The 12,365-nt window shown below is 37.7% G+C and carries 11 protein-coding genes, 2 tRNA genes and 1 pseudogene; 6 read left to right on the top strand and 8 right to left on the bottom strand.

Annotated elements, in window-relative coordinates; genetic code table 11:
- Positions 1-269 precede the first annotated feature (269 nt).
- The 4 genes from NSQ44_RS08440 to NSQ44_RS08425 form a co-directional block, all read right to left on the bottom strand.
- Positions 270-1,730, bottom strand: a complete 1,461-nt coding sequence (locus tag NSQ44_RS08440) for an aldehyde dehydrogenase family protein (protein ID WP_327873946.1) — start codon at positions 1,728-1,730, stop codon at positions 270-272.
- A gap of 596 nt (positions 1,731-2,326) precedes the next feature.
- A complete protein-coding gene (locus tag NSQ44_RS08435) occupies positions 2,327-2,698 on the bottom strand; it encodes a helix-turn-helix domain-containing protein (protein WP_340856507.1) in 372 nt (123 codons plus the stop codon).
- A 106-nt stretch (positions 2,699-2,804) separates the two neighbouring features.
- Positions 2,805-3,101, bottom strand: a complete 297-nt coding sequence (locus tag NSQ44_RS08430) for a MarR family winged helix-turn-helix transcriptional regulator (RefSeq protein ID WP_340856506.1) — start codon at positions 3,099-3,101, stop codon at positions 2,805-2,807.
- Positions 3,102-3,469: 368 nt separating this feature from the next.
- Positions 3,470-4,153, bottom strand: a complete 684-nt coding sequence (locus tag NSQ44_RS08425; RefSeq protein ID WP_340856505.1) for an MOSC domain-containing protein — start codon at positions 4,151-4,153, stop codon at positions 3,470-3,472.
- A gap of 364 nt (positions 4,154-4,517) precedes the next feature.
- Between NSQ44_RS08425 and NSQ44_RS08420 the strand changes: the two genes are divergently transcribed.
- Both NSQ44_RS08420 and NSQ44_RS08415 read left to right on the top strand, forming a co-directional pair.
- The gene (locus NSQ44_RS08420; protein WP_340856504.1) at positions 4,518-5,261 is read left to right on the top strand and encodes an alpha/beta hydrolase; all 744 of its coding nucleotides are present in this window, start codon (positions 4,518-4,520) and stop codon (positions 5,259-5,261) included.
- Between the two features lie 540 nt (positions 5,262-5,801).
- Entirely contained in the window at positions 5,802-6,917 is a 1,116-nt protein-coding gene (locus NSQ44_RS08415) for an IS4 family transposase (RefSeq protein WP_340856503.1), read from the top strand.
- A 282-nt stretch (positions 6,918-7,199) separates the two neighbouring features.
- Here the strand turns inward: NSQ44_RS08415 and NSQ44_RS08410 are convergent, their stop codons facing one another.
- Positions 7,200-7,517: a helix-turn-helix domain-containing protein gene (locus NSQ44_RS08410; protein ID WP_340856502.1), complete on the bottom strand. Its 318-nt coding sequence runs from the start codon at positions 7,515-7,517 to the stop codon at positions 7,200-7,202.
- 137 nt (positions 7,518-7,654) lie between these two features.
- Here NSQ44_RS08410 and NSQ44_RS08405 point away from each other — a divergent pair, with 137 nt between their 5' ends.
- Both NSQ44_RS08405 and NSQ44_RS08400 read left to right on the top strand, forming a co-directional pair.
- Positions 7,655-7,930, top strand: coding sequence for a hypothetical protein (locus NSQ44_RS08405; protein ID WP_063389581.1), 276 nt, complete (start codon positions 7,655-7,657; stop codon positions 7,928-7,930).
- Positions 7,931-7,988: 58 nt separating this feature from the next.
- A complete protein-coding gene (locus tag NSQ44_RS08400) occupies positions 7,989-8,414 on the top strand; it encodes a hypothetical protein (RefSeq protein ID WP_340856501.1) in 426 nt (141 codons plus the stop codon).
- Positions 8,415-8,536: 122 nt separating this feature from the next.
- Here NSQ44_RS08400 and NSQ44_RS08395 read toward each other — a convergent pair whose 3' ends face one another.
- From NSQ44_RS08395 to NSQ44_RS08385, 3 genes and pseudogenes are all read right to left on the bottom strand, one after another.
- Complete coding sequence (locus NSQ44_RS08395; RefSeq protein ID WP_340856500.1) at positions 8,537-9,916, bottom strand: methyl-accepting chemotaxis protein; 1,380 nt, start codon at positions 9,914-9,916, stop codon at positions 8,537-8,539.
- Positions 9,917-10,168: 252 nt separating this feature from the next.
- Positions 10,169-10,979: pseudogene (locus NSQ44_RS08390) on the bottom strand (pirin family protein).
- Between the two features lie 10 nt (positions 10,980-10,989).
- On the bottom strand, positions 10,990-11,958 hold the full coding sequence (locus NSQ44_RS08385; protein ID WP_445659527.1) for an MBL fold metallo-hydrolase: 969 nt from the start codon (positions 11,956-11,958) through the stop codon (positions 10,990-10,992).
- 141 nt (positions 11,959-12,099) lie between these two features.
- Here NSQ44_RS08385 and NSQ44_RS08380 point away from each other — a divergent pair.
- Together NSQ44_RS08380 and NSQ44_RS08375 are read left to right on the top strand one after the other, a co-directional pair.
- Positions 12,100-12,176, top strand: a tRNA-Pro gene (locus NSQ44_RS08380).
- 1 nt (position 12,177) lies between these two features.
- Positions 12,178-12,265, top strand: a tRNA-Ser gene (locus NSQ44_RS08375).
- Positions 12,266-12,365 lie beyond the last annotated feature (100 nt).

The raw sequence follows: 12,365 nt of genomic DNA, 5'->3' as shown, positions 1-12,365 counted from the left end.
TCATTTACTCTGTATCACCTTCGGCAGAAAGGGCTTTGTTTTGTCTTGCAAACTCACCCAGTGATACCTAGCCTCATATGAAGTTCGTGTTCCGAGAGACCTTAAAGTTTGCCGCTCGCTTCCTTCAGATTCCGCGTCACCACGGACACCCTTGCGTTAAGCTAACTGCTACTTCTGCCTTCGCAGCTCGGGACTTTCACCCTATAGATTACACCCATGCCGGGCGCACATAAATCACTCCCTACACAATGTATAGGGAGTGGTCATCATTAAAACGGAAATTGACGCTCTTTTTCTTGAACTGAAACCCATTTTGTCACGGTAAATTCGTCGACAACCCATGGATTTCCGAAACGTCCTAAACCGCTTCCTTTGTTTCCGCCGAATGGAATATTTGGAGCATCATTGACTGTTTGGTCATTGATATGGGTCATGCCTGAATCAATGGACAACGCAAGCTGTTCCCCTCTATTCAAGTCGCTGGTGAAAATAGAAGAACTTAAACCATATTCGGTGTCATTGGCCATTTCAATCGCTTCTTCATCTGATTCAGCCTTAATGATTGTCGCGATGGGCGCAAAAACTTCTGTTTGCGCGAGCTTGCTTGAATTTTTGACATTCGTAAAGACAAATGGAGTGAGGACGTTTCCTTCTCTTTTCCCTTCTAAGACAAGTGTTGCGCCTTCCTTCTTAGCTTCTTCAATGTAGCTTAAAGCTTTTTTCAGCTGGGTTTCATTGATTAATGGTCCAATGACCGTATTGGGATCGGAAGGGTTCCCATAAGGAAGAGATTTTGCTCTGGAAACAAATTTTTCCACAAATTCATCGTAATGATCTTTATGAACGATAAAGCGATTGACGATCATACAAATTTGTCCTTGGTGGATAAACTTGCCGAAAACAGCGGCGTTCACTGCCTGGTCTACGTCGGCATCCGACAGCACGACAAACGGACTGTTGCCTCCAAGCTCCAGCGCAACCCGTTTCAAATTGCGGCCAGCAATTTCACCGATATGTCTGCCAACGGCGGTGGAGCCGGTAAAACTAATTAAGCGCGGAATCGGATTTGTCAACATTTCATCACCGATTTCAGGAATATCGGTTAAAATCATGTTGAAGACTCCTTTTGGAAGTCCGGCATATTCAAATGCTTTCGCAATGATCGAGCCTCCAACAAGACCTACCTGTATATCCGGTTTATGGACAACGCTGTTTCCTAATGCAATCGCAGGAGCGATTGTTCTCATCGATAAATTCATCGGGAAATTGAACGGTGATATCGATGAAATCACTCCGAGCGGAAGACGGTAAATTTTGTTCACTTTCCCTTCAATTGCACTTGGGACTTCCCTGACTTCATGTATGGCTCCTGCATAGTTCAAGGCTTCTTCGAGAACCTCCAGCGTCAAGTGCAATTCTACATTCGCCTTTAAAACAGTTCCGCCTGTCTCACGAGTGATAACGCTTACAATTTCATCCTGATGAGACTTTAAATATTCTGCTGCTTTTCGAATAACTTCCTTTCTTTCTTCAACAGACGATTTCGCCCATTCTTTTTGTGCCTGTTGAGCGATTTCAAATGCTTCTTGCACTTGTTCTCTCGTTGCTAAACGCACTTTTGTGATGAGGGAATTATCATAAGGATTAACATCTTCAAATATGCTTTCGCTTTTTCCTTCAACCCATTGTCCGTTAATATAGCTTTTATTGTAGTTCTCAAATTTCTCCATTTAGTCCCCTCCTAAAAATTCCGAATTTTCAATCCGATTTTATTAGTTTATGGCGCGGCTGTCAATCATTAAGCATCATTTCATATTTTTCGTCCTGCTGTTATTGTATCAATTTGCTTGGCCCGCCATGAAATTGGCAAGCTTCTAAAAAACCTTTCATTGAGAACTGTAAGATTTTCTAGGAAGCTGCATCAACATAGCAGCTATGCTCCGTTTTATAGATAAATATGTTTCGCTGCCGACTTCCATTCCACTCAAATCCCAAATATTTCTCGCTATATTTCGACAATGTTTAAATGATTTTCGAGTCATTTTTATTGAAATGGTTCAGAAGTTCCATTTGATTGTGCTTTTGAAAAGTAGATCAACTTATATAGTTTTGTTCAAACATACTTTTTGGCTTCTTAAATTCTAGCAAAATATTTTAAGGCGATGCATCAGTATTTTCCATTTTTACTGTGCATATGATCCGGCAGTTACTTGCCTGGATCTAAAAAGTGGTGATTCAACTCTCCATAAAAATAAAATAAAGAGGGATTCTCACCTCTTCCAAAAACTATCAAAACATGGTAAAATAAAAAGGAACATTTGTTCGTTTATTTTCGGTCTGCCTTTCGGCACGAATTCATGAAGGGATCAAGGGATGGAGGGTTATTTTGAAAAGAAGATAAAAAAACATATAATGCTTTCTTTTGCTCATCATTTAAAGTAGAAAGAATATGTTCTACTTGATCATCAACAAGAGATATGTCCTCGTTATCGATCATTTTAAAAAAGCTTCCCATCGGTATATTAAATCTTTGACAAAACTTTTGAATGAGGCTAATAGGAATTTCTTGTTCACCATTTTCGATTCTAGAAAGCCTTGGCTGAGAAATTTCCAAATCCTCGGCCAGTTGAACCATCGATATATTATACTTTTTTCGCACTTCTCTTATTTGTTCTCCGATTTTTTTATTGATTTCCATCTGTTACATTCCTTCTTTGCTACTTCATCTATAATATAGTTTAACGTTTTCCTATTTTACTTTCAATTCGTTTTGTATTACTATAAAAATGAATATTTTTTATTCATTACATTACTTGATACTCTAATGCTGTAATTTTTTCTCGGCAATTCCGATAAATGTCTTCCCCTGTTTCCGTCAGCTGAATGATTTTTTCACGCCTGTCTTTTCCGGGAATCTGCTTCAACAATCCTTTTTCTTCCAGACGCCGGACGGTTCTTGTAATATTAGGCTTTTCGACTTGATAATATTTCGAAATTTCCACCAGGGTGCAAGGCCCGAAATTTTTCACATAAAAAATCACTTGCCATAAGGAATACGTCAGATCAAATTCGCCTAATAGGTCGTTTAATTTATTAATCAATGGCCGGTATAAACGGATATATCGGTAAAAAAACCTTGCATCTCCATGTCTCTCCTTTTTCCAATTAGTTACCTATGCTAATAATTAACAAGAGTAACTATATAGCGATTTTTCTTTCATGTCAATCCGTATTTTGATTCATTTTATTTGAACATCGACCCAATCCGTTTTTTTGTAAAACATCATGAAAGAAAATGAATTTCAAAGCAAACTTCCCTAAAACGCGAAGGAATCCGGCTTTTGTTTTCCGCCGATTTTCAAACGTTTTAAGGATTATTTTGAATGAATCAGATGAAATAATAAAAAGCCCCTGCCAAAATTGGGAGGAGCCATTTGATCGATATTGATTCTTTAATACGCGAAACATATCAGTTATTTGCAACATTGCTTTTCTCCACTTTAATCCTGTTCAGCCGTTTTTGAAACATTTCCCGCCAGCTGTCCGAAAGCTCTTCTACACGAAGAATCTTCTCGATCCCCTCTTTATTGGATTGATCTTTGTACAAGATGCGGTTTGCAAAGGAAACCGATACAGCAAGAGGATGTCTGTCCAACAACATCAAACAAGAATCCTTCGCCACCCAGCCTTCTTTCAACACCCGGAAATAAAACCCGGTGTACCCGCTGTTTTGTATACGAAGCGGCAAATCTGCGATATCATGTTTTTTCGCCAATTTATGGCATGGCTGCCGCGGCTGGCTGACCTGCACGATCGCTTCACCAAGTTGATATGTATCTCCAATACAAACGTCCTCTTCGACTAAACCTTTAACCGTTAAATTTTCGCCAAACGCCGCCCAATCCAACTGCCTGCCCAGTTCCTTTTCCCAAAATGGATAATGATCATACGAATAGACACATACCGCTTTATCTTTTCCGCCATGATGAACCAAATCGGCTTGGCCATCGCCGGAAAAATGAAGAAACGACAAAAATACCGGTTCATGAACAGGTTTTTTTTGAATGCCTGACAGCAATTCTTTGCCGTTATATACAAAACTTTTCGGTTTTCCAACATTGATGGATGCTATTTCATATGTCTTGGACGTCATATTAATCAACTCCGTTCGTTTGTAAAAATCGAAAAATTTGCATTTCTAAAAAGGCTTTTTTGAAAAAGCGGTCATGAAGCGACAAACTATTGATTCATCCGCAAAGTTTTTCCAAGCCTAATTTTGGCTGAAAAACGACTATGCATATTAATTTTACTACAAGAAAAAGGAAAAGAGTACCAGGAGATTTCAAATGGCAGGAGACGCAAAACTCAACGCGGTAGGAAGGGTTTACAGACCAAAAAGCAAATATGGCTCGCTTCTTCAAAACGACACTTTCTTTTTTTTCAAAAAAGGAGTTTGTAACGTTAGCAACGAATACTTAGTATGTTTGATATTCATCATGTCATTGGAGGGGAGCAAGGTGAATGAAAAATATCCGGTGATGAATGGAGCAGAACCTTTTTACTTTGAAGGGAATTCCATCGGCATTTTAGTTTCGCACGGTTTTACCGGAACAACCCAAAGCATGCGTCCGTTAGGAGAAGCGTTTAGAAAGGCAGGCTATACGGTATGCGGCCCGCGTCTAAAAGGACATGGGACACATTATGAAGACATGGAGAGAACCGTTTATCAAGATTGGATTTCGTCCGTTGAAGCAGGCTACCAATGGTTAAAAGAGCGGTGCGACACGATTTTTGTAGCGGGACTTTCCATGGGAGGCACGTTAACATTATACATGGCGGAACAATATCCCGAAATCAAGGGAATTATTCCAATCAATGCTGCTTTGCGAATTCCTGATATGGAATCGGCCAAAGATTTGGAAGATGCCAGATTTTTAGAGGCCATCGGTTCGGATATAAAAAACCCTAATGTGAAAGAACTTGCTTATGAAAAAACGCCGGTGCGTTCTATCAAAGAAATTTTAAAATTAATGGAAATCGTCAGAAACAATCTTCATAAGGTGTCATGCCCGACACTCATTCTTGTTTCTAATGAAGATCACGTTGTACCTCCTGATAATTCCCAAATGATCTATGAGACCATCTCATCAAAAGAAAAAGAATTGATTCGATTAGAAAACAGCTATCATGTCGCAACTCTCGACCATGACCAGCCGTTGATTATTGAAAAATCATTGCAATTTGTAAAAAAATATTCATAATCTGTTGAAACAATAGAGAGCCAAAGGCATTTGAGAACATTCACGGCTCTCTTTTTCCCATCCTAAAAAAAGATTTTTTTGAAAGCAAATGAGTTCAATGCCTTAAAACAGCATATAGGTTGCAAACGATCGTCATTACTTATTTAATGTAAATGCCGTCAACTATGTTCTTTATTTTCTTTGTATAACGTATCAGCCCTAAATACACTTAAAGTCGAAACTATGATTGATATAACAACGAAAACAACCCAAAAACTATTGTTATGTACTACAAGAATTACTACTGCAAAACTCAATAATATAGACAAAATAAACCCCGTCATTGCTTTTACGTCTCGAAAAACTTTATTATTCCTTATTTCTCCTTTCATACATGCAAATTAATTTTTTCAAACTTCAACACTAGCATTGCAGTAATTAAATCTGATGATTCAAAATACTAAGAATGTTCAATTTTTTATTGATTTCGAAACAAAAAAATCCTTTACAATGGAAGTACAGGTGGTTCCTGTCCAAATCCAATCGTAAAGGATAACTATTATGGACAAGAATACACTAATTTCATCATTTGGTAAATGGGTTTCACCCATAAATATTCAAAAACTTAGCGAACAAGTCAAAGAATTGAAACAGGACTATTACACAAAAAAGCTGACAACAGAAGCCTATATTAAACTTTTATTGGTAGCCCAGCTGCTCGAATTTAAGAGCTTAGAGGAAATGAGTGATGCACTTGTAGACGAAGATCTTCAAAAAGCACTCGGATTTGAATCGATAAGTGCCTCTCAGCTATCCCGAAAAAACAATCAGATCCACCCACTAATTCTTGCAAATTTGTTCTTGGATCTTGTTTGGAAAATTCAACGGTACCATTATAAAAACGGAAAGAATATGCCACTGAAAATCATTGATTCAAGTACACTCCCGTTGAATTTGACCCATTATAAATGGGCAAAATTCCGTCAAACAAAAGCTGGTGTAAAGCTACACTTACGGCTCGTTTTCATGGATAAAGACACCGTCTATCCTGAAAAAGCAGTGATTACGACAGCAAAAGAACATGACCGAAATCAACTCGAAGTCCTAGTGGATGATCAAGAAGCCATGTATGTGTTTGACCGCGGTTATGTGGACTATGAACGTTTTGATCGGATGACAGATGATGGCTATTTCTTCGTTTCAAGACTGAAGAAAAACGCAGTCATTCGTGAAGTCTATACATTTTCACTTCCTGATGATTGTCACGTTCTATCCGATAAAATGGTCTACATTGGTACCACACAAAATCGTACTGAAAATGTCTATCGTCTACTAGAAGTTATGGACACAAAAGGGAACTTACTTCGTTTCATCACCAACCGATTTGATTTAAAACCAGAAGAGATAAGTGATATTTACCGATCTCGCTGGGCTATTGAACTCTTTTTCAAATGGCTCAAGCAACACGTAGAAATTAAGCACTTTTATGGAATGAGTGAAACAGCTATTCAAAATCAAATTTTCTTAGCCCTGATCACGTATTGCTTACATGTTCTCATTCAATTGGAGATGAAAAGTAAGAAATCCCTACTTCGAATTACTCGTTGGTTAAAGAGAGCTCTGTGGAAACCAGCTTATGTTTGGTTGCGAAAATTTGATGGGCGAGCCAGTCCATAATCTCCCTTTTGTCGTTGTCGCTCTGATTTAACTGTATATATTTACCAAATGGACAGTGCCACCTTTCTTTAGGTTTTGTCTTTTTGGCACAAATTCACAAAAAATAATTAACAGAAAATTCTAACTATATTTATGCAATGCTAATGCATAAAAATAAAATAAAGAGGATTCTCACCGCTTCCAAAAACTATCAAAACATGGTAAAATAAAAAGGAACATTTGTTCGTTTATTTTCGGTCTGCCTTTCGGCACGAATTCATGAAGGGATCAATGGATGGAGGGTTATTTTTGAAAAGAAGATAAAAAAACATATAATGCTTTCTTTTGCTCATCATTTAAAGTAGAAAGAATATGTTCTACTTGATCATCAACAAGAGATATGTCCTCGTTATCGATCATTTTAAAAAAGCTTCCCATCGGTATATTAAATCTTTGGCAAAATTTTTGAATGAGGCTAATAGGAATTTCTTGTTCACCATTTTCGATTCTAGAAAGCCTTGGCTGAGAAATTTCCAAATCCTCGGTCAGTTGAACCATCGATATATTATACTTTTTTCGCACTTCTCTTATTTGTTCTCCGATTTTTTTATTGATTTCCATCTGTTACATTCCTTCTTTGCTACTTCATCTATAATATAGTTTAACGTTTTCCTATTTTACTTTCAATTCGTTTTGTATTACTATAAAAATGAATATTTTTTATTCATTTTTATCTTCAAAGGGTTGGGTGAGCATAGATGAACTTTGAGCAAGCTTTCAATGAATTCGCTTATAATCGAATTGAGCAAGCTTTGTTAAATCGACAAAACCGTGAGCTCAAAGCTCTATACAACGAGCTTGAAGAAAAGCTTAAAAAGCTGGGCATAGCCAAAAACGATTGCGATGATTTAAAAGGAACCATCTATTGTTTGATGGATACTCAAAATTTGCTAGTTTATAGGCAAGCACTTGCAGATGTCATTTCCTTTCTTATCAAACTGGAAGAAACAAAAGCGGGCACCGGCCAAAAATAAACAATTCTACGAAAATATTTCCCGTTCATGCTGATCAAAAGGGTTTTTGGGGGTCAAGATGTTGACAAATGAATTAAATCCTTCTTTCTATGAACATCGTAACGCACAATATTTTTCACTGCCTCTCTACATATTTAATAATGAGTATAAAAAAGACCATCATGAATCAATTATTGAACAGTATCTACATAAAAATGTAAAAAATAGGTATTTTCAAGTCCCGGAATTCGTTTTTAAAGAATTTGCCAAAGGAAATTTGTCTGAAGTGTGTGTCTGGATTTTATTGACTTGTTTTTATTTGCTCCATATAAACAAGAGAAACGGCTTTAACGAAGGGGAAATTTTGCGGCTCGTAATGGAAGCGAGGAAAAAGACATGTTCTTATCCATCATTAAAAAAATGCTTTAAGCATTGTGTTGCGGAGTTAAAGAGAAGCGGATGGATCGAGCAGAAAAACAGGCTAATCTTTCTGAAAATTTTTTGAGTATTCATTCTCTTTTTTTCAATTTTCTTGTTTGAGAGAAAAGAAAAACGCGGTTGTGAAACCGCATTTTTAAATAAAAGGGCGAAAATTATATCGTTTCAAAAAGGATTGAAACCATCTGCTTATTTTACTATTAAATCGACACCGATAACCCCGACGATGTCTCCGTTCTTATGAATGGGGAAGGAAATGGTGATGCACGGTTTTTTTGTAACAGCAGATGTATAGATGCTTGATATAAAGATTTTATTTTTACTAGCTTCGATAAACCAAGGACGGGCTTTTGCATTTATTAAGCCTGCAGGAGGGTTGGAATAAACGAATGTACCGTCCAGTCGATTCGACCAAATAGCTTCGATATGCTCGTTCTCCTCAAAAAATTGATCCAATGCTTTTTTATGAACATCCGCATCTAGTTCATACAATGGAAATTGTGATAAAAGATTCATCACTTTTTCTTTCATTTCATTGATTTTTGCCAAATCTATTTCAGTAATTTGTTGAAGCTGATCCCTTTTGACTAACGTTTGCAGCTCTTTAGAGGTTTGATCCAATGTCTCGCTGATGGCAATCATCTCTTCAATATGCTGGTGCTGCTTATCCATATCTTCTGAAACTCTCAGTGCATATGTTTTATTTTCATGAGCCATATCTGATATTTGCTTGAGCACCGTAGTAATTTCCTGTACATGATCACACTGTAATTCGACAGCGTCTTTCGAATCCGATACCATTGATGTGATTTTGCCCAACGATGTTTGAAAGGAATGGATAACATCAATTAAAGATAGTAATTCAGCCACATTCTTTTTCATCTGATCGTTTTCCGATTTTACCATTTTGGTCGAAAACTCAATTTCTGATTGAATCGAAGAAAGAATTTGATGTGTTTCTTCAACCGCATCATGCGTTTGGTTTGCTAAATTTCCAATTTCATTTGCAACGACCGAGAAGCTTTTCCCGTGTATTCCGGCTCTTGCCGATTCGATATTTGCATTTAATGCAAGTATTTTTGTTTTTTGGGAAATCGCTCCAATCGAAGAAAGAATGTGATCCATTTGTTTGGAAAAAGAAACGAGCCGATCCATTTGATCAAGAATTTTCAAATGATTTTGCCGCAGCTGTTCCGTTTCTTCTTGTATTTTTTGCAGCTGTGTTTTCGATTTTACGAGCTGTTCATAAAATAATATGCTTGAGGAATGTATCTCTTGGGAAGATGCTGTGATTTTCACAGCTGCCTCTTCAATTTTACGCATCTTTTCTGAAACGTTATTTGTGTCTTGAGCGGTCTGCTCAATATGCTCTAATAGCTGAAACGTGCTTTTTTTACTCGAGGAAGATCGTTCATCAAGGGAAACAGCGGTTAATTTCATTTGCTCAATGACGCCTTTTAATTGATCCGCAGCAACTTCCACCTGTGCCGCAAACGAATCCTCCATCTGTTTTTTTTGTTTATCTTCTTCATGATCCGCTGCTCGATTCCATTTTTTTAAAAACAGCATATTTATCACCTACTGTCTCCACTAATTTACTCTTTATTGTAACAAGCCGAACAAGAACGAAACATGATTTATGTCACATAATCTGACACAAAACATTTCAATATACAACCATTCGACAGATGCTACCTTTTTTCTCGTTTTTTCTTTATCATTGTTGAATTTTGCGCTTTCCCGAGAAATAATTTTTATTTACAAAAAATACTCTCCTTCCGCGCAAAAAAGGCGGAGAGTTTATCAAGCTGTTATTCTCTTTCATTCAAACTTTCCTGTTTGATAGTCGACGATTGCTTGCCGTATTTCTTCTTTCGTGTTCATAACAAACGGACCGTTATGGAGAGGTTCTCCCGCATATAGAAGCAGCCGGAGTTTGTCTGCCGCTGTGACGGTTATGAAGCTTTCCTCTCCCTCAGCACCCTTTGTTAAAAACAGCACTTGCCCTTTTTCCCCTTTTGTTTTGGACGCACCAAACAAGCCTTTTCCTTCCAAAATATAAAGAAAACCATTATAGCTTCCCGGAAGATCTTGATGAACAGACGCATCAGGTTCCAGAATCATTTCTACCATCAAGACAGGAACGTAATTTTTTAGTCGGCGCTTGAATACCTTTTGACGAACCAGAAAAAATCCGAATCAACGCTCCTTTTTCTTTTCTAACTGGCATGTTAGCACTTTTCAAATTTTGATAGCGGGGAGCGGTCAGTTTTTTTGAACTCGGCAAATTAACCCACAGCTCTAGACTGTGAACAGTAGATCCAGGTGCAGGATCTTCTTGATGGATTACTCCTCTTCCAGCAGTCATCCATTGAACATCACCCGGCTTTAGCTTGCCATATCCATTTTTGTTATCAAAATGCTTTAAAATCCCGTCAATTACATATGTGACAGTTTCGATTCCCCGATGGGGATGAAGGTCAAACGTCCCTTGCTGAAAAATATCCTCCGCAAGCATTAAAAACGGATCATATTCCTCCCAATTACCAGGTTCTAACACAAATGCATTAGTATGGGTAGGATTATTCGTTTGTAACGCAACATTTTTAATTTTGCGTATATCTCTTTCCATACAAGCCTCCTTATCTATTTTCTGCTTTTTGCAAGTAATCAATAATCCCTTGCGCACAAATGCCCATATCGATTTTTATATACTCGTGCACTTGATGATCTTCGGAAATATGTTTTTTCTTTAAGTAATCTTGCAACGTGCTGTACAATCTATCAGATAGAAGCTTTGATTTTTCTTCAAACGGCAAGCTTCCATGCTCTTTTACAACCGCTTTGCCTTGATCTACAAAAATGTCCAGCCAATATTTTAGCTGTTTATAAACTTCCTCTGGATGCTCGCTCATGCCAAAATGACCGAAAAATATTTTCGAAACGTTTAATGCTTCGATTCTTTCGCATGATTCAAGCATTTTATCCGGATCGAACTGGTTAGGAGAAGTAGACGGCAAATAAAACTCTAAGTCTGAATCTAAGAGCATTGAATAAAAAACCCCGATCGTGTCGCCGGTAAAGATGCCGTTGCTTTTGGAATCATGTATACAAAAATGGTGATTCGCATGACCTGGTGTGTGATAAAATGTCAGCACGCGATCATCGCCTACTTGAAGCGTTTCCAAATCTTCTTTTACAACTAGCTGGTCTTCTGGCACGGGCAAAATCGGGTCAAACAATTTTTGAAATTGCTCCTCTCCATACACCGTTTTGGCGCTGGCAATTAATCTCGATGGATCTTGCAAATGACGTTTCCCGCGGGGGTGGACGAACACTTTTGCTTTTGGGCAATGTTCAAGAAAAAGCCCGACACCTCCCGAATGATCTAAATGAATGTGCGTAACAATGATGTTTTGAACATCCTTCGGATCAATTCCTAAACTTTCAAGACCTTTTAATAAATATGGGACAGACGGGCTCGCGCTTGTTTCGATGATGGTCAGCTCTTTTTCGTGAAGAACGTAAGCCCCTGTTCTGTTTTCTAATCCTAAGTCAAAAAGATCAATTAATGTGATGTCATCGCCAATGTTTTGTACCTTCAATGTTATGTGACTCCTTTCTTTTATTTGCCTACTACATAATTCAACAAAAAAAGATTAATTTCCTTTTCCAAACTTTTTGTTGATTGGTTAAAATTTTTTAATGACAAATTTTTTATTTTAATATATAATATCAATGCTGACGTTTTTCGGGAAGTAGCTCAGCTTGGCAGAGCACCACGTTCGGGACGTGGGGGTCGCAGGTTCAAATCCTGTCTTCCCGACCATGGAGAAGTACCCAAGTGGTTGAAGGGGACGCACTCGAAATGCGTTAGGGCGGGCAACCGCCGCGTGAGTTCGAATCTCACCTTCTCCGTTTAAAAAACGCGCTTTTTAGCGCGTTTTTTTATTGCCGGAATTTGAATAATTGACCCTTTTGAAAATTTTTCAAAACAATTGATATTCTTATTTTCATA

Source organism: Aeribacillus sp. FSL M8-0254, assembly GCF_038008845.1.
GTDB lineage: Bacteria > Bacillota > Bacilli > Bacillales > Aeribacillaceae > Aeribacillus > Aeribacillus composti.
This window is presented reverse-complemented; position numbering and strand designations above follow the sequence as displayed.